Here is a 16,867-nt window from a genome sequence, read left to right as displayed (position 1 = left end):
GTTCTTGGCGGCAGCCCCCGTTGCCCGTCATCCCGGGGCGGCGGGCGGAGCGCCTGGTGCCGGACCGCCATCGCCGCCCTGGCGCAGATTCTCCAGTCGCCGCAGATCGAGGGCCTTGCGGGTGTCCTCGTCGGCGGGGATGACGATCACCACGCGCCGGTTCCTGGCCCGTCCATCGGCGGTCTCATTATCGGCGATGGGCCGATACTCACCATAGCCGATGGCCATCATGCGGTCCGGCCTCACGTCGTATTTCATGAACAGGTGCACCACGCTGGCGGCGCGGGCCGCCGAGAGTTCCCAGTTGGAAGGATAGGCCGGTGTGTTGATGGGCACATCGTCGGTGAACCCTTCCACCTGGATGGGATTGGGAAACTGCTTCAGCAGGGTCGCCACCTCGCCCAGCACGTCCACCGCCTCGCCCTTGAGACGGGCGCTGCCGCTGTCGAACAGGATGCTGGTCTTGATCTCCAACTCAAGCCAGTCGTCCATCTCGCGGACGATGACCAGATCATCGTCGATGAGGGGCGACAACGCCTCCCGCATGCGTTCACCTAGATCCTCCACGGCCTCCATCTCGGCCCCGGGGCCCTGGGGATCCACACTCTCATCCACCTGATCCCCATCGCGCTTGAACCGCTCGTTGCCATCCTCCGCGGGACCGTGGCCCGCGACATTCGAGACCGAGGCATCGAGGCTGACCACCGCGGTGGGCGGTGCCTGACCCTCGGATACCGGCACCCGCACCTCCTCACCGATCTGGATGGGGGACAGGGAACGGGTATCGCCGGAGAATGCTGCAATGAGGGAATCGGACAGCACCCGGTACTTGCCCTCGTTAACGGACGATGTGGCATACATCACCACGAAGAAGGCGAACAGCAGGGTGATGAAGTCCGCATAGGAGACCAGCCACCGTTCGTGGTTCTCGTGCTCCTCCGGGCGTCGTCCGCGGCCCTTCATATCATGTAACTCCGCAGCCTGAGTTCGATATTCATGGGGTTCTCACCCTCGGCGATGGCGATCACCCCCTCGATAATCATCTGGCGATATTGGCTCTGTTTCTGGATGTAACTCTTGAGCTTGCTGCCGATGGGGAGAAATAGCAGATTCGCGAGCCCCACGCCGTAGATGGTGGCCACGAAGGCCGCCGCGATCCCCGACCCCAGGGCGCTCGGATCGGCGAGATTGCCCATCACGTGAATGAGGCCCACCACGGCACCGATGATGCCGATGGTGGGGCTGTAACCACCCATACCCTCGTAGAGCTTGGCGGCGGCGATATCCCGGTCCTCGGTGGTATACATCTCGACCTCCATGGTGGCTCGGATGGTATCCGGCTCGTTGCCATCCACCATGAGTTGCAGCGCCTTGCGGGCGAAGATGTCCGGCTCGTCCTCGCTCATGCCCTCGAGGCCGAGCAGTCCCTCCTTTCTGGCCACCTGGCTCCAGGAGACGATCTTCTCGATGGTCTCCTGGGCCGCCACCGCCGGCGGTTTGAACACCCACGGCAGGATCTTGAGGGCGCGCATGAAGGTGGGCGCCGGCGCCTGCAGCATGATGGCGCCGAAGGTGCCGCCGAAGACGATGACCAGGGCGGGGCCGTTGAGCAGGGTATGGAGATGCCCGCCCTCCAGGGCCTGGCCGAAAATGATGGCCCCGATGCCGAGCGCCAGCCCGAATATGCTTAAAAAGTCCACCTTATCCCTTGTCTTTCGTCTGCTTGCCGGGTCGCCGGCGGGAGCGCCGCAGGCCGCGCGATGCAACGCCCGCCACCCCCGAGGGGAAAACTGGCAGAATCAGGGCAAAATCTGCGCCAGTGTCGTTCATGTCCTTCGCCCACGGCGCCGGCGCCGCGCCCGCCTTGACCGCCGATTTTATGCTATGCCTCTGATTCACATAAGCTTCCCAGAAGCGACCTGGTGATTTCCCGCCGCCTTTGGCACGGATGAGAGAGATCGGGGGCGCCCCGGCACCGGGGTGTTCCCGCAGACCGTCAAAAAACCGTCCCCGCAAGACCACGAAGCTAACCAGGAGAACGGCGGCAATCGCCGAAACTGAAGGCAAGGGTTGTGACTGCGGTTAACTCTCATGGCGATACGCGCCACCCAAGATGATGAAAGAGGAGCGCGTATCGCCATGTTCGTTCCCTCACCCCATCCCTGTACTTCGGGCATCCTGCCCTTCGCCCCTTCGGGGCCGCGCCGAGGCGCGTTCAAATCCGTTCCCGACGGATTTGTCCCAGAGGGAGAGGGGGAGTTCGTGCTTCGCGTCTTTCACGTTAACTGGCAGTGGCATGGGCCACCGATGTATGGGCGCGCGGCCAGGAACGGGAAGGCGGCCCTGAAGGACAGGGATGGGGTGCGGACGGTGGACACGGTTCGGCCCCCCGGCGCCTCCCCGTCACGACCATCCAACCGCCCGCCGGCGACGTCAGGCCTCCCGCCAGTCGCTCATGCGGGCCTTGAGGCGCATCAGGGCCTGGCCGTGGATCTGACACACCCGGGATTCGCTGACCCCCAGCACCGCGCCGATCTCCCGCAGGTTGAGTTCTTCGTCGTAGTACATGGACATCACCAGGCGTTCGCGTTCCGGCAGGGAGGAGATGTTATCCGCCAGGCATTCCTTGAAACTGTCCATTTCCACCGACTCCGCCGGGCCCACGGTCCGACTCCCCAGGCCCTCGGTGATGGACTCTTCGCCCACGGTGAGATCCTCGAAGCTGAATATCTTGTGGCCCGAGGCGTCCTGCAGGATGTGATGGTAATCGCTGATGGAGATGCCGAGGCGCTCGGCTACCTCCGTGTCCCGGGCGTCCCGCCCCGCCTCGCCCTCGATGCTGCGAATGGCCTCGCTGACCTGACGCACCTTGCGGTGCAGGGAGCGGGGGGTCCAGTCGCTCTTGCGGATCTCGTCGAGCATGCTGCCGCGGATCCGAATGCCGGCATAGGTCTCGAAACTCGCCCCCTGGGTGGCATCGTAATTACGGGAGGCCTCGAGCAGGCCGATCATGCCGGCCTGGATGAGATCATCCGCCTGGACGCTGGGCGGCAGCCGGCTCATGAGGTGATAGGCGATGCGCTTCACCAGAGGCGCGTACTTGGTTACCAGCTCATCATGGGAACCCGCCTGGGCCTCCGTGTACATAGCCAAACCGCTCATGCCGCCCGCCTCGGTGAATTAAAATCCCCCTGATTGTACGAGGCGTTCCACGAAGAATTCCAGGTGTCCCTGAGATCGCTGGGGCCGCCGCCAGCGTTCGACGGTGCCCGCCACCTGCTCGAAGGCCTTGGCGGCAGGGCTACGGGGGAAGGCCTCCATCACGGCGAGCTGTTTCTGTACCGCCCGGCGCAGGTTGTCGTCATAGGGAACGCTGCCGGCGAAATCCAGGGTCACGTCGAGAAAGCGTTCCGTCACCCGCACCAGCTTCTGGAACAGCTGCAGGCCCTCCTGATTGGAGCGCACCATGTTGGCGAGGATATGGAAGTGGTCCTGGCCATGGTCGCGGTTCAACACCTTGATCAGGGCGTAGGCGTCGGTAATGGAGGCCGGCTCGTCACACACCACCACCAGCACATCCTGGGCGGCCACGGTGAAGCGGATGACGCTGTCGGAGATACCGGCCGCGGTATCCACGATGAACACGTCGGGTACCGCGGGCAGCGTGCTGAAGGCGTTGATGAGCCCGGCATGTTCGAGGGTGGACAGGGACACCATCCGTTTCACCCCCGAGGCCGCCGGCAGGATCTGCACCCCGGCCGGCCCCTCCACCATGATCTCCTCGAGGGTGCACTCGCCGTCCATCACATGGGACAGGTTGCGCCTCACCTGCAGACCCAGCAGCACATCCACGTTGGCCAGGCCGAGGTCGGCATCCATGAGCATGACCCGCTTGCCGGCCCGCGCCATGGCCACCGCCAGGTTCACCGACACGTTGGTCTTGCCCACACCGCCCTTGGCGCCGGTGACGGCGATAACCCGTACCGGCCGCCGTTCACCGAAGCCCTCGAGGCCCGCCGCTTGGCCGGCGACCAACTCAGGCGCGTCCATCGACGGTCCCCCCGGCCATGGCCAGCTCCGCCATCTCGTCGGAAAAGGCGGGCAGGGACTGCTTCATCCTCACCACCGCCCGCGTCACCAGATTGTGGGCCCGGGCCGGCTGGATGTCCTCGGGGACACGCTGGCCGTCGCTGAAATAGGCCACCGGCAGCTGGTACTCCGCCAGCGTCGAGATCACCGGCCCGAGGGACACGGCCTCGTCCAGCTTGGTCACGATACAGGCCTCGGGGTGCGCCACGCCGAAGGCCTTCACGCTCTCCCTGAGGGCGGCCAACTGGCTGCTGGCGGCCAGCACCATCAATGTCTGCACCATACCCAGACCCTCGAAATGTGCCGCCAGTTGATCCCGTACCCGGGCATCACGCTGGCCCATGCCGGCGGTGTCGATGAGCACCAGACGGCGTTCGTAGAGATCGTTGATGGCGGTCTCCAGTTCTTCCCGATTACGCGCCACCCGCACCGGGATACCCATGAGGCGCCCATAGCTGCGCAGTTGTTCGGCGGCCCCCACGCGGTGGGTGTCCATGGTGATGAGGCCCACCTGGTCCGGTCCGTTGGCGAGCGCGTAACGGGCCGCCAGCTTGGCCACGGTGGTGGTCTTGCCCACGCCGGTGGGACCGATGAGGGCGGCCACCCCGCCGCGGTCCACGAGGCTGTCGCCGCTGGTACGAATGCGCTGGGCGATGAGGGCCAGGGCGCGCTTCCACTGTCGCGACGCGTCCCCATCCTCCTCCCCGGTCTCCACCGCCACGCGGCGCGCGAGCTCGGGGCTCAAGTCCATCTGCAACAGCCGCCGCAGCAACGCCGCGCGGCTGGGCCGGCGCCGCCCCAGGTCGCCCCAGGCCAGGGCCGCCAGTTGATTCTGCAACATGTCGCGGATGGAGTGCACCTCTTCGCGCAGAGCGGATATGGACGGGTCCTGGCTCCATTCCACGGCCGCGGCAGCCGTCTCCCGCCCGGCCGATTCCTGCCGTGCCGGGGCCTGCTCGAGCGACGGCGATTCCGCGGCGTCTTCCGCCCGCGGGGCCTTGTCTTCGTGCCACAGCAGCGCCTCGTCGTAGTCCACTGCGGCCACCACCTCGATGCCCCCGTCCACCTTGCGGTTGGACAGGATCACCGCATCGGGACCCTGGGCCTCGCGCACCTTGCGGATGGCCTGGCGCATATCCTCGGCGAAGTAGCGTCTAATCTTCATTGGCGTATCAATCCCGGACTCCGCTGCTGGTCACTCACGCCCTCAGGCCGTCAGTGCCGCTTCACCGCCGATGGTGGCGACGATCTTCACCCGCCGATCATCCGGCACCTCGTTGTAGGACAGCACCTTCAGGGCCGGCGCGATCTGGCGCGCAAAACCCGCCAGCAGCGGTCGCAGGGCCTGGGCCACCAGCAGCACCGGGGTGCGGCCCTGGGCCTCCTGCTGGCTCACCACCTGGCCGATGGCCTGCTGGAGGTTCTCCGTCAGCCCCGGCTCCAGGCCCACGCCGTTCTGATTGGCGTTCTGCACTGCTTGTTGCAACAATTGTTCCAAGGATGGATTTATAGTAATGACATCAAGTTCATCGCTTATGCCACTGATCTCACTCACTATCATCCTGCCGAGCGCTTGCCGTACAGTGGCGGTGAGTTCGCCCGGATCCTGACTCTTCGCTCCCACGGCCGCCAGAGTCTCGGCGATGGTGCGGATATCGCGGATGGGGATGTTCTCCGCCAGGAGGTTCTTCAGCACCTTCACCACCACCCCCAGGGGCAGGGTCTTGGGCACCAGGTCCTCCACCAGCTTGGGCGCCGCTTTGGCCAGTCGATCCAGCAGTTGCTGGGTCTCGTCATAGCCCAGCAGTTCCTGGGACTGGTCGAGCAGGATCTGGTTGATGTGGGTGGCGATGACCGTGGCGGCATCCACAACCGTATAGCCGTAGGTCTGGGCCTGGTCCCGCTGTTCCCCGGTGATCCACACCGCCTCCAGGCCGAACACCGGATCCGTCGTCTTCTGCCCTTCCAGGCTGCCGAACACCTGGCCCGGATTGATGGCCATCTCGCGGTCGGGCAGTACTTCGGCCTGGCCCACGGTGACACCCATCAGGGTGATACGGTAGGCGTTGGGCGCCAGGTCGAGATTATCGCGGATATGCACCGGCGGGATGAGAAAGCCGAGGTCCTGCGAGAGCTTCTTGCGCACCCCCTTGATGCGCCCCATCAATTCGCCGCCCTGCTTCTTGTCCACCAGGGGGATCAGCCGGTAACCGATCTCCAGTCCCAAGGGGTCCACCGCCCCCACGTCTTCCCAGCCCAGGTCCCGGGATGAGGGTTCCTCCACCGCGGCCGGCGGTACCGCCTCGGCCTGTTCGGCCGCCTTGTTGCGCTCGGTGATACGCCAGGCCCCGTAGCCGGCGAGTATGGCGAGACTGAGGAAGGCCACGTTGGGCATGCCCGGCACCACGCCCATGGCCCCCAGGACCGTGGCCGTGACCGCCAGCCCCCGCGGATTCTGGAACAGGTTTTCGATGATCTGGTGGCTGACGTCGTGGGTGGTAGAGACCCGGGTAACCATGATGGCCGCCGACGAGGCCAACAACAGGGACGGGATCTGGGCCGCCAGGCCATCGCCGATGGTCAGCAGGCCATAGACCTGGAAGGCCTCGCCAATGGACAGGTCATGGCGCATGGTGCCGATGACCACGCCGCCGATCAGATTGATGATGAGGATCAGGATACCCGCGATGGCGTCGCCGCGGACGAATTTGCTGGCGCCATCCATGGAACCGTAGAAATCGGCCTCCTGGGCCACCTCGGCGCGCCGTAATCGCGCCTCCTCCTGGTCGAGGATGCCGGCATTGAGATCGGCGTCGATGGCCATCTGCTTGCCCGGCATGGCATCCAGGGTGAAACGGGCGCTCACCTCAGAGACGCGCCCCGCGCCCTTGGTCACGACCATGAAGTTGATGATGATGAGGATGATGAACACGACGAAGCCCACGGCGTAGTTGCCGCCGATGACGAAGCCGCCGAAGGACTCGATGACCGTGCCCGCCGCGCCGGGGCCGGTGTGACCGTCGAGGAGGACGATGCGGGTGGAGGCCACGTTGAGGGACAACCGCAACAGGGTGGCTACCAGCAGCAGGGTGGGAAAGGAGGAGAAGTCCAGGGGACGTCTGTTGTATACCGCCGCCAGCAGCACCAGCAGGGCCAGGGAGATGTTGAAGGTGAACAAGGCATCCAGCATCACGGGAGCCAGGGGCACCACCATCATGGACAGCATGACCACGATGAGGATCGGCGTACCCAGCCCGTTGCCGAGCAGATGACGCAGTTGGCCCAACCACTGTTCCGGATTCATGGGACCTCGGTCCTCCTCAGTCTCTTCTTCCGCGGGCGCCGCCGCGACCGCCACTGTTATCATCCGGCAGCGGCAGGTCCGCAGGATTCAACGGCGCCGGCGGCGGTCCGCCCTGTTTTCGATAACGGCGCAACTGGAAGACGTAGGCCAGCACCTGGGCCACCGCCTTGTACAAACGCGCCGGGATCTCCTGCTCTAGCTCCGTGGTGTGGTAGATGGCACGGGCCAGGGAAGGCGCGCTCACCAGCGGGATGCCGTGCTCCACGGCCACCTCCCGTATCCTCATGGCCATGAGGTCCTGACCCTTGGCTACCAGGCGGGGGGCGGCCATACGTTCGGCGTCGTAGCGCAGGGCCACTGCATAATGGGTGGGATTGGTGACGATGACGTCCGCCTTGGGCACCTCGCCCATCATGCGCCGCGTGGCCGCCTCCAACTGCAACTGGCGGATCTTCTGCTTGATCTCGGGCTTGCCTTCCGTGTCCTTGTTCTCGTCCTTCACCTGCTGTTTGGTCATGCGTAGTTCACGATTGTGGTTCCAGATCTGGAACGGCACGTCCACCGCCGCGATGATGATCATGGCGGCGCTGAGCACCAGCAGATTCCAGCCGATGAGCCCGACCGCGTCGGCCATGGCCGCTTTGTCATCCAGTTGGCCGAGAGCCATGAATTCCCACACCTCAGACCACAGGAGGGCGACGGCCACCACCAGCACCACCACGAACTTCGCGAGGGCCTTGACCAGTTCCATGAGGCCCTTGGGGCCAAACATGCGAGCCAGCCCCTTGGCCGGATCCATCTTCGACCACTTCCAGCTCAAGGGATCCAGGGAAAAGGCGATGCCGCCCAACATGGACGGTAACAACAGGGCCGCCACCAGGACGGCCAGCATCAGGGGTGCCATGACTTCGATGGCAACCCTCACGCTGGCCCCCAGATAGACGCCGAGGCGACTCACGTCCCGGGTATCGGCGCGCTCCAGGGCGAGCCCACCACTCATGACATCGGCGAGCCCCTCCACAATACCGCCGCCGGCGAGGAACAGCATGGCCGCCCCCGCCATCAGCACACCGGTGGTGTCCAGTTCCTTCGAGCGCGCCACCTGGCCCTTCTCGCGGGCCTTTAATAATTGCCGCGGCGTGGGTTCTTCGGTCTTTTCCTGTGAGTCCTCCTGTTCCGCCATGATCAACCGGCTCCAATCAGGGCATCGAGGAACTCGAGGGCGCTCTCAATCAAGGGTTCCATCTGTCTCACGAAGAGCGGCAAAGTAAAGAAAACGACACCCAGGCCCATCATCAGGGTGATGGGAAAGCCCACGGAGAAGATATTGAGCTGGGGGGCGGCCCGGGTCATGACGCCGAAGGACAGATTCACCACCAGGAGCGCGGCGATGGCCGGCAGGGCGAACATCACCGCCGAAGTGAACACCCAGCCCATCTGGGCCACCAGGGCCCACAGGCCGTCGGCCCCCAGCCCCTGCTGCCCCACCGGCAACACCCGGAAACTCTCCACCAGGATCTCGATGGCCACCAGGTGGCCGTTGATGGCCAGGAACACCAGGGTGGCCAGGATGATGTAGAACTGCCCCAGCATGGGCATCTGCACCCCGCTGTTGGGGTCCACCAGGGAGGCGAAGTGGAGTGCCATGTGCTGGGCGATGACCTGCCCCACCAGCTCGAACACCACGAATATGAGGCGGATGGCGAAACCCATGGCGAGCCCCACCACCACCTGATGAAAGGTGATCACCAGCCCCGCCGCGGAAACGGCCGACACGTCCGGAGGGGGCGGCAGCAGCGGCGCCACCAGCAGGGTCAGCACCAGGGCGAGCCCCGCCCGCACCCGTGGGGGCACATGAACGGCGCTGATCACCGGCATCACGGCGAACATGGCGCTGATCCTCACCAGGGGCCACATGAAACCCATGATGAGGGGCGTCAGCTCCGCGAGGGAGAACTGCATCGGCATATCGCCTCTCCGACCGTGATGTCGTCTGCCCGCTCAACCGATCACGTAGGGTATGCTGTGGTACTGGCGCAGGGTGAAATCCATGACATAGTCCAGCATCCACGGGCCCGCCGTCGCCATTACCGCCAGCGCTATCAGCAGCTTGGGAAGAAAGCTCAGGGTCTGTTCGTTGATCTGGGTGGCGGCCTGAAACATGCTGATCAGCAGCCCTACCATCAACGAGGGCACCAGTACGATGAGGATGAGCACCGAGGTCACCAACAGGGTCTGCTGGCCCGCCTCCATTACCAGTTCCGGGGTCATGGGCTTCCTCCTGAGCACGGGCGACTCATACGTAGAAACTGGTTGCCAGGGTCCCCATCACCAGGGCCCAGCCGTCCACCAGCACGAAAAGCATGATCTTGAACGGAAACGAGATGATGAGGGGCGACAGCATCACCATGCCCATGGACATGAGGACACTGGCCACCACCAGATCGATGACCAGGAACGGCAGGAACATCAGAAAACCGATCTGGAACGCGGTCTTGAGTTCGCTGGTGACGAAAGCCGGCATGAGCAGGGAGAAAGGCACGTCGTCCCGGTCCAACAGTGGCTCATGGCCCGCGATGTCGGCGAACAGTTTCAGATCCGTCTCCCGGGTCTGGGCCAGCATGAACCGGCGCAGGGGGCCGGCGGCCCGCTGAGCTGCCTCCTGGAACCCGATCTCCTCGGCCATGTAGGGCTGGAAGGCGTCGTCGTGGATGGCCTCGAACACCGGCATCATGATGAACAGGGTGAGGAACAGGGCCAGCCCCACCAGCACCTGACTGGACGGGGTCTGGGCGGTACCCAGGGCCTGGCGCAGGATGGCCAGCACCACGACGATGCGGGTGAACGACGTCATCATGATGACGGCGGCCGGCAACAGGGTCAGCACCGTCATCAAGAGCAGGATCTGGATGCTGATGGAGTAGGTCTGCCCGCCGTCGCCGCTGCTGGTCACCGCGAGAGCGGGCAGCCCGGGCTGGGCCGCGGCCACCACCGGTAGGGCCAGCAATACCCCCGCCACCAGCAGCCTGCTATACACCACCCTTCTCCCGTGTCTTGCGGCGCCCGAGGGCCTCGGCCAGTTGGTGCGCAAAGGGTCCCCGACCGGGGGCGGACGGCGCCTCGTCCTCGGGCAGGGGTTTGTCGAGCACGTGCAGGGTCTGGATGCGGCCGGGCGTCGTGCCCACTACCAGCTGGGTGTCTCCCACCTTGATTAACACGATGCGTTCCCGCGGCCCGAGGGAGAGCCCCCCGAGGACCCTCATGCGGCCGTTCATGGTGGGTTGCAGCCGGAACACCTGGCGCAACAGCCAGGCCAGGCCGAAGATCAGCAGCACGATGGCCGCGAGACCCATCACCGTTTGCACCATGTGGCCGGGCAAGCCCGCCCCGGCCTGGGGGACCTCGGCGGCGCCCGCCAGCAGCGGCCAGGACGCGGACAGGCCGCAGGCCATGATCCGGGATGATGTCAGGTGATGGATTCCCATGGCAGCCTCTAGCGCAGTTTCTTGATCCGTTCCTGGGCGCTCATGACATCCGTGAGCCGTACGCCGAACTTGTCGTTCACCACCACCACCTCGCCATGGGCGATGAGGGTACCGTTCACCATCACGTCCATGGGCTCGCCCGCGAGGCGATCCAGTTCCACCACCGAGCCCTGATTGAGTTGCAGCAGATTGCGGATGCTCAAGCGGGTGCGCCCGATCTCCATGGACAGAGTCACCGGAATGTCGAGCACCGACTCCAGGTTGATCTCGCTCGCCGCCTGGCCGGGCTTGGCCGGCTCTTGCAGATCGGAGAATCCCGCATGCGCCGCCCGGTCCAGATCCTCCGACTTGCTCTTGCCGGCCCCATTGGTGCCCTGCTCATCCAGGGCGCTCTCCCATTCGGCCGCCAGATCCTCGTCGTCGGTTTTCTTGTCCTGCTCGCTCATGGTCTGTTACCTCTGGCGGTGGCGGCGGAGACCTCCGGCGACGAGACCTCCTTGGGCAAGTGCAGGGCCGTCTCCACCTGCAACGCCAGGCTGCCGTTGTGGACCCCCGGACGGGCACGGAATATGGGGATGTCCTCCACGCTGGCGAGCACCGTATCGGGAAAATCGATGGGGATGATGTCGCCCTTCCTGAGATCGGCCACCTGACGCAGAGTCAGTTGCGCTTCCGCCAGGGAGGCCTTGAGGTCGACATTGGCGGTGAATATCTCCTCTTTCAGGGCATTGGCCCAGCGCGCATCCTGATCGCTGCGGTCACTCTGCACGCCGGTGTCGAGCTGGTCCTTGATGGGCTCGATGGTCGAGTAAGGGATGGTGATATGGAGGTCGCCGCCTCCACCATCCAGCTCGACGTGAAAGGACGAGGTCACCACTACTTCGCTGGGACTAACGATATTGGCGAACAGCGGGTTCACCTCGGAGTTCTGATAGTCGAGGTCGATGGCCAGCACCGGTGACCAGGCATTGGTCAGATCCTTGAACACCAGGTCCAACACCATCTGCACGACGCGGCGCTCGGTGGGTGTGAAATCCCGTCCCTCGATCTTGGTATGGAAGCGCCCCGTACCACCGAAGAAATTCTCCACCAGCAGGAACACCAGCTTGGGATCGAACACGAACAGTGAAGTGCCCCGCAGCGGCCTGATTTTCACCAGATTCATATGGGCGGGCATGAACAGACTGTGGACATACTCGCCGAACTTCAGCATTTGCATGGTGCCCACGGAGATCTCGGGCGAACGGCGCAGGAAGTTGAACAGACTCACCCGGAACAGGCGCGCGAAGCGCTCGTTGATCATCTCCAGGGTAGGCAACCGTCCCCGGACGATGCGATCCTGGCTGGTGAAGTTGTAGGACTGGGCCTCCCCCTCGGCGGCCTCGTCGCCTTCGGTATCCACGTCGCCATCGTCGACGCCGTAGAGCAGGGCGTCGATCTCGGCCTGGGACAGGATGTCGGTGGTACTCATCTCCCGGCCCTTTACTGCATGACGAAAGTGGTGAAGAGCACGTCTTCGACCCCGGCCTTGCCGGTGGCCTCCTCCACCACACCGCGGATGCTGTTCACTATTTCCTGTTGCAGGCGTTCCTTGCCCTTACGGTCCGCGAGGTCCTGGGAAGTCTTATCCCCCAGCAACAACACCAGATTGTTGCGGATCACCGGCCCATGGTTCTTGATGGCCTGCTCCACCGCCGGGTCCCGGGTCAACACCTGCATGGCGATCTGCAGGTACTTGGCCCGGCTCTCGCCCTTGAGATTCACCGTGAACGGCGGGTCGAGAGTCACGTAGATGGCGGGTCTGGGCGGCTTGGCCGTCGCACCCTCCTCGCCCGTCGCCGCCGTTTCGTCACCGCCGGACAGCATGCCGCTGAAGTAGATGCCCGCCCCACCACCGGCGAGCACCAGCACCAGTACGATGCCAATGACGATGACGAGTCGCTTACGGCCACCGCCGCCGCTCTCCGCCAGTTCCAGTTCTTCTTCCTGTTCCGGTACTTCAGCCATGGCAATCTCCAACGAGTTAGAACATCAATAGCAAGGCATGTGCCAGCAAAAAAACCACATAAGAATCATAAGGTAACGCTATCCGCTCGGGTCGGCCGTCGGTTATTTGACAGTCCGCTCCGATCCAGGGGCCGTGTCGCGCCAACGACCGGTCGGCCGGTCGGCCGCCGCAGCGAGTCGCCGCGAACCCCATGACGAGGGCAGCGGGATCGCTGCCTCTCTTAACGGTAGAGGGAAGATAAAGCTGAAGCGCCCCGTCGGCTGCCGAGAGCACCTGGCCTGCCCTGCTATTCGGATCGATCGGCGCGCTGGTCGGTTGCTCCCGGCAACCGACATCCCGCCAACACCCATATCCCCGGCAGCCGCCCGGTCCCCGCGGGAGCCGTGGCGGCCGGGATCAGGCACAATAGTGAATTCTCCAAGGCCTGACCTACACGATACAGATGAAGATACCCAAGGAACTTTTACCCCTCATCGAGGATGGCATCATCGATGAGGTGCTGTGTGCCCTCAAGAGCGGCAAGGAGGCCTCCGTGTATACCGTGCGCGCAGGCCAGCGAGTGCTGTGCGCCAAGGTCTACAAGGACATGGAGCAGCGCAGCTTCCAGGCGCGGTCCCGCTACCAGGAGGGGCGCAAGTCCCGCGGCAGTCGCCAGGCCCGGGCCATGGAACACGCCACCCGCTACGGCCGGCGCCAGCAGGAGGCCGAGTGGAAGACCACCGAGGCCGATGCCCTCTATCGTCTGGCCGCGGCCGGGGTGCGGGTACCCGAGCCCCATGGCTATTTCCAGGGTGTGTTGCTGATGGCCCTGATCACCGGCGAGACGGGCACCATCAATCCGGCACCGCGCCTGGTGGATTGCCATCTCAGCCCCGGGGAGGCCGTGGCGGCTTATGATTGTCTGGTGCGGGATGTGGTGGCCATGCTATGCCTGGGGCTGATCCACGGCGACCTGTCGGAATACAACGTGCTGATGAGCGGCGACGGGCCAGTGATCATCGACCTGCCCCAGATGGTCAGCGCCTCGGGCAACAACGCGGCCCGGGAAATGTTACTACGGGACGTCCACAACCTGCGCGACAGCCTCGCCCGCTTCGCGCCGGAGCTTGGCGACACTCAATACGGCGAGGAGATGTGGGCCCTCTATGAAAAGGGCACCCTGGTGCCCGAGACCATCCTCACGGGCCGCTTCCACTTCGATGAACACGTGGCCGACGTCGCCGGCGTGCGCCTGTCCATCGAGGACGCCCGCCGGGAGCACGCCATCCGCGAGTTGGGACGGGAAGCGGCGCGGGGCGACTGAGGCCTGGGGCCGGGCCGCCATGGCCCGCCGCTCTGGCCCGCCGCCCTGGCCTCAGACCGCGGCGCAACCGCGGATGAGGTCCGCCATCAGGGGCGAGGCCCCGATGTGGGGGGTGACGCTGATATCCGCCTCGGGATGGGCCCGGCCCGCCTCCTCCACCAGCCGCGGGATGTCGTTCACCACGTGGGTACCCGCGGCCAGGAAATAAGGCACCACCACCACCGAGCGCGCACCCTGGTTGATGCAGCAGCGGATGCCGTCGGGAATGGAGGGCGCCGTCAGTTCCAGGAAGGCGGTCTCGATGATATCGAAGCTCTCGCCGAGAGCCTCGTCGAGGCGCCGGGCCAGGGCCGTCACCTCCTCGTTGGAGGCCTTACGCCGACTGCCGTGGGCCACCAGTAGCAATGCCTTCATGTCCTCGGGTCCTGTGCCGCTCTGCTCCAATGATGGGGCCGGATCCTAGCCGCCTTGGACGTCCTGAAACACCTCGGGATTTCGGGACAATCCCTGTGCCCGGCCTCGGTCCACCGCCGAACCGCTTGCTCCGCCCAGCAGCAGGGACAGGGTCTCCGCATCGGGCGGGCCCGCCTCGGTGGCCGTCACGTAGGCCTCGAAGCGCTGCTTGATGCTGCGCACGTAATGGGCGGTCTCGCCGCCCCGCACCCAGCCATGGCGGGCCTTCCCCGCATACTTCTCCTTGGACAGCAGGCGTATGGCCTGCTCGACGTTGTCGAACCAGCGGTTGGGGTCCCAGCCCTTCTCCGCCGCCAGGCGGCGGGCGTCATAGACGTGGCCGTGACCGGCATTGTAGGAGGCCAGGGCGAACCAGGTGCGATCCGCCACCGGCAGCTCGGCATCGAAGCGTTCCCGCAGCCAGTCCAGGTACTTGATACCGGCGTGGATAGAGGCCTCGGGATCATCCAGATCCTTGAAGCCCAACTGCTCGGCGGTGCGCGGTACGATCTGCATCAGCCCCCGCGCCCCCGCCAGGGACTCGGCGTCGGGTCTGAAGCGGCTCTCCTGGTACATCTGGGCCACCACCAGCCGCCAGTCGAAGCCATACTGGCGGGCGTATTTTTTGATGAAGTCGTCGTAGGGGGAGAGCCGGCCCTGCTCCAGCAGTTCCACCCGGCCGAGGGCCAGGCGCCGGACCTGCTTTTCGTTGGTGAAGTACTTCTTGTAGAGGACGTTGTAGAGCACGCCCTTGAAGGATTTCTTGATGAAGGCGTTGAGGGCGGCCAGCAGTTCCTCGTCCTCCGCCCGCACCGCCACCGCGTGGGGGCGCTCCAGGCCGAGGGTGAAGGCGGAGGCCACGTGCACGCCGTTGGCCAGCTCGATATCCAGCAGGTGCGCGTCGGCCAGGGTGAGGTCGTAGTCACCACTGGCCACGCGGCCGATGATTTCCTCGGTCTCCATGTCCTCTGGAGCGGGATGCAGTGTGATCTCCACGCCCAGTCGGCGCAGCCCCATGAGCTGGTTCCATTGGCCACTGGATTGCCGCACCACGAAGGTCCGGCCATCCAGTCCCGTCACATCGGACAGCGGGTCGTCCGCCCGCTTGACCACGTGCAGGGGGGCGTAGTGGTAGGGCCGCGTGTAGGCCAGGCCGTCGTGCTCATGACGTTCCTGGGGCACCAGGAATCCCGCCGCCATGTCGCCGCGCCCCTCCTTCAACCACCGATACATGGCCTCGTGAGAGGGCGGCACCACCACCTCCAGGCGCACTCCCAGATCCTTGGCGAAGGCTCGGGCCATCTCGTACTCGAAGCCCACGAGTTCGCCCCGCCACAGGAAATAGGAGGCCGCATTGTTACGCAGCAGGACGCGGATGCGGCGGCGTTTCTTGAGGCCCGGCAGGTCCTCCTTGTACTCGTCGTAGCCGAAATGGGTGAGGGCCTTGGTATGAAGGAAATCATCCAGCGCCCGGCGCAGTTCCTCGGCATCCTTGCGGATCCCCCAGGCGATGGCACGCTCCTCGGAGAGGTCGAAGGCGGCCCGGATATCATCGCGGTAGCCCAGATACATCTGTACCACGTTGCTGTCGCGCACCGTTGCGGCGACCCGGCCGCCGGCCACCAGGTCGATGACATCCTCGTCCCGCAGACCCTGGGGGGCGGCGGTGAGGACGATACCCGGGTATTCGTCCTTGAGGGCGGTCATGGTGTCCCAGAAGCTGCTGCCGCGCTCCACCAGCACGGTCCGGCCCACCAGATCGGCAGGGCCCTTGATGGTGTTGTTGCGGCTGCTCACCACCAACTGCTCCACCACGTGGTCCACGGGTACGGAGAAGCCGATGCGCTCCTTGCGGGCCTCGGTGACCGTCAGGTTGGCGGCGATGACGTCGCCTTCCCCAGCCTCCAGGGCCTCCAGCAGGTTGGCAATGCCGGCGACGGGCACCACCTCCGCTTCCAGCCCGAGGGTGGCCGCGAAGGTGGCGGCGAGCCGCTCCTGCGCGTCCACTGGAGAGCCGGCCCGGGGCAGATAGCGATTGCCCTCGTAGTTGGGGGGCACGAGGATGCGCAACCGCCCGCGGTCCATGATATGCGGCAGGTCCTCACCCCGGGACGCGCCACCGGCAGCCTCGGTATCCTCGGCCATCGGGCCCTTCATGCCCACCAGGATCAGCAGCAGCACGGCCATGGCCAGGAGGGGATGGTGAGGACGCATTATAGTGCTAG

Annotated in this window: 17 protein-coding genes; 1 reads left to right on the top strand and 16 read right to left on the bottom strand. The window is 65.1% G+C overall.

Annotated features, from left to right (window positions below; translation table 11 throughout):
* Positions 1-27 precede the first annotated feature (27 nt).
* The 14 genes from motD to U5S82_21475 form a co-directional block, all read right to left on the bottom strand.
* Positions 28-963 carry a flagellar motor protein MotD gene (gene motD, locus U5S82_21540; GenBank protein ID MDZ7754149.1) on the bottom strand — a complete coding sequence of 312 codons (936 nt, stop codon included), beginning with the start codon at positions 961-963 and terminating at the stop codon, positions 28-30.
* Positions 960-1,700: a flagellar motor protein gene (locus U5S82_21535; protein MDZ7754148.1), complete on the bottom strand. Its 741-nt coding sequence runs from the start codon at positions 1,698-1,700 to the stop codon at positions 960-962. The genes motD and U5S82_21535 overlap by 4 nt, the downstream gene beginning before the upstream one ends.
* Before the next feature lie 733 nt (positions 1,701-2,433).
* Positions 2,434-3,162 carry an RNA polymerase sigma factor FliA gene (locus tag U5S82_21530; GenBank protein ID MDZ7754147.1) on the bottom strand — a complete coding sequence of 243 codons (729 nt, stop codon included), beginning with the start codon at positions 3,160-3,162 and terminating at the stop codon, positions 2,434-2,436.
* A gap of 18 nt (positions 3,163-3,180) precedes the next feature.
* Entirely contained in the window at positions 3,181-4,050 is an 870-nt protein-coding gene (locus U5S82_21525) for a MinD/ParA family protein (protein MDZ7754146.1), read from the bottom strand.
* On the bottom strand, positions 4,037-5,254 hold the full coding sequence (flhF, locus tag U5S82_21520; protein MDZ7754145.1) for a flagellar biosynthesis protein FlhF: 1,218 nt from the start codon (positions 5,252-5,254) through the stop codon (positions 4,037-4,039). The genes U5S82_21525 and flhF overlap by 14 nt, the downstream gene beginning before the upstream one ends.
* 42 nt (positions 5,255-5,296) lie before the next feature.
* A complete protein-coding gene (flhA, locus tag U5S82_21515; protein ID MDZ7754144.1) occupies positions 5,297-7,393 on the bottom strand; it encodes a flagellar biosynthesis protein FlhA in 2,097 nt (698 codons plus the stop codon).
* Between the two features lie 16 nt (positions 7,394-7,409).
* The gene (flhB, locus tag U5S82_21510) at positions 7,410-8,576 is read right to left on the bottom strand and encodes a flagellar biosynthesis protein FlhB (GenBank protein ID MDZ7754143.1); all 1,167 of its coding nucleotides are present in this window, start codon (positions 8,574-8,576) and stop codon (positions 7,410-7,412) included.
* A 2-nt stretch (positions 8,577-8,578) separates the two neighbouring features.
* Positions 8,579-9,361, bottom strand: coding sequence for a flagellar biosynthetic protein FliR (gene fliR, locus U5S82_21505; GenBank protein MDZ7754142.1), 783 nt, complete (start codon positions 9,359-9,361; stop codon positions 8,579-8,581).
* A 33-nt stretch (positions 9,362-9,394) separates the two neighbouring features.
* Positions 9,395-9,664 (bottom strand): flagellar biosynthetic protein FliQ, encoded by a 270-nt coding sequence (locus tag U5S82_21500; protein MDZ7754141.1) that lies wholly within the window; start codon positions 9,662-9,664, stop codon positions 9,395-9,397.
* 25 nt (positions 9,665-9,689) lie between these two features.
* Complete coding sequence (gene fliP, locus U5S82_21495; GenBank protein ID MDZ7754140.1) at positions 9,690-10,430, bottom strand: flagellar type III secretion system pore protein FliP; 741 nt, start codon at positions 10,428-10,430, stop codon at positions 9,690-9,692.
* Positions 10,423-10,878, bottom strand: coding sequence for a flagellar biosynthetic protein FliO (gene fliO, locus U5S82_21490; protein MDZ7754139.1), 456 nt, complete (start codon positions 10,876-10,878; stop codon positions 10,423-10,425). The genes fliP and fliO overlap by 8 nt, the downstream gene beginning before the upstream one ends.
* A gap of 8 nt (positions 10,879-10,886) precedes the next feature.
* Positions 10,887-11,324, bottom strand: a complete 438-nt coding sequence (gene fliN / locus U5S82_21485) for a flagellar motor switch protein FliN (protein ID MDZ7754138.1) — start codon at positions 11,322-11,324, stop codon at positions 10,887-10,889.
* Entirely contained in the window at positions 11,321-12,349 is a 1,029-nt protein-coding gene (gene fliM / locus U5S82_21480) for a flagellar motor switch protein FliM (GenBank protein MDZ7754137.1), read from the bottom strand. Before fliM ends, fliN begins: the two co-directional genes overlap by 4 nt.
* A gap of 11 nt (positions 12,350-12,360) precedes the next feature.
* The gene (locus tag U5S82_21475) at positions 12,361-12,885 is read right to left on the bottom strand and encodes a flagellar basal body-associated FliL family protein (protein ID MDZ7754136.1); all 525 of its coding nucleotides are present in this window, start codon (positions 12,883-12,885) and stop codon (positions 12,361-12,363) included.
* A 443-nt stretch (positions 12,886-13,328) separates the two neighbouring features.
* On the opposite strand from U5S82_21475, the gene U5S82_21470 reads away from it, so the two are divergent.
* The gene (locus tag U5S82_21470; protein ID MDZ7754135.1) at positions 13,329-14,189 is read left to right on the top strand and encodes a PA4780 family RIO1-like protein kinase; all 861 of its coding nucleotides are present in this window, start codon (positions 13,329-13,331) and stop codon (positions 14,187-14,189) included.
* Positions 14,190-14,240: 51 nt separating this feature from the next.
* On the opposite strand, the gene U5S82_21465 is transcribed toward U5S82_21470, so the two are convergent.
* Positions 14,241-14,603 (bottom strand): CbiX/SirB N-terminal domain-containing protein, encoded by a 363-nt coding sequence (locus tag U5S82_21465; GenBank protein MDZ7754134.1) that lies wholly within the window; start codon positions 14,601-14,603, stop codon positions 14,241-14,243.
* Positions 14,604-14,648: 45 nt separating this feature from the next.
* The gene (locus tag U5S82_21460) at positions 14,649-16,856 is read right to left on the bottom strand and encodes a transporter substrate-binding domain-containing protein (GenBank protein ID MDZ7754133.1); all 2,208 of its coding nucleotides are present in this window, start codon (positions 16,854-16,856) and stop codon (positions 14,649-14,651) included.
* Between the last annotated feature and the right edge of the window lie 11 nt (positions 16,857-16,867).

This window comes from Gammaproteobacteria bacterium (genome assembly GCA_034522055.1).
In the GTDB taxonomy this organism is placed as follows: domain Bacteria; phylum Pseudomonadota; class Gammaproteobacteria; order JAABTG01; family JAABTG01; genus JAABTG01.
Note: the sequence above shows the minus strand (reverse complement) of the source record. Positions and strands in the feature narration are given on the sequence as shown.

Excerpts from the sequence above, each read along its gene's own strand:
- U5S82_21475 (MDZ7754136.1), bottom strand. The coding sequence starts at position 12,885 with ATGGCTGAAGTACCGGAACAGGAAGAAGAACTGGAACTGGCGGAGAGC.
- U5S82_21460 (MDZ7754133.1), bottom strand. The coding sequence starts at position 16,856 with ATGCGTCCTCACCATCCCCTCCTGGCCATGGCCGTGCTGCTGCTGATC.
- flhB (MDZ7754143.1), bottom strand. The coding sequence starts at position 8,576 with ATGGCGGAACAGGAGGACTCACAGGAAAAGACCGAAGAACCCACGCCG.
- U5S82_21470 (MDZ7754135.1), top strand. The coding sequence starts at position 13,329 with ATGAAGATACCCAAGGAACTTTTACCCCTCATCGAGGATGGCATCATC.
- U5S82_21525 (MDZ7754146.1), bottom strand. The coding sequence starts at position 4,050 with ATGGACGCGCCTGAGTTGGTCGCCGGCCAAGCGGCGGGCCTCGAGGGC.
- fliO (MDZ7754139.1), bottom strand. The coding sequence starts at position 10,878 with ATGGGAATCCATCACCTGACATCATCCCGGATCATGGCCTGCGGCCTG.
- flhF (MDZ7754145.1), bottom strand. The coding sequence starts at position 5,254 with ATGAAGATTAGACGCTACTTCGCCGAGGATATGCGCCAGGCCATCCGC.
- fliM (MDZ7754137.1), bottom strand. The coding sequence starts at position 12,349 with ATGAGTACCACCGACATCCTGTCCCAGGCCGAGATCGACGCCCTGCTC.
- fliR (MDZ7754142.1), bottom strand. The coding sequence starts at position 9,361 with ATGCCGATGCAGTTCTCCCTCGCGGAGCTGACGCCCCTCATCATGGGT.
- flhA (MDZ7754144.1), bottom strand. The coding sequence starts at position 7,393 with ATGAATCCGGAACAGTGGTTGGGCCAACTGCGTCATCTGCTCGGCAAC.
- U5S82_21465 (MDZ7754134.1), bottom strand. The coding sequence starts at position 14,603 with ATGAAGGCATTGCTACTGGTGGCCCACGGCAGTCGGCGTAAGGCCTCC.
- U5S82_21530 (MDZ7754147.1), bottom strand. The coding sequence starts at position 3,162 with ATGAGCGGTTTGGCTATGTACACGGAGGCCCAGGCGGGTTCCCATGAT.
- motD (MDZ7754149.1), bottom strand. The coding sequence starts at position 963 with ATGAAGGGCCGCGGACGACGCCCGGAGGAGCACGAGAACCACGAACGG.
- U5S82_21500 (MDZ7754141.1), bottom strand. The coding sequence starts at position 9,664 with ATGACCCCGGAACTGGTAATGGAGGCGGGCCAGCAGACCCTGTTGGTG.
- fliN (MDZ7754138.1), bottom strand. The coding sequence starts at position 11,324 with ATGAGCGAGCAGGACAAGAAAACCGACGACGAGGATCTGGCGGCCGAA.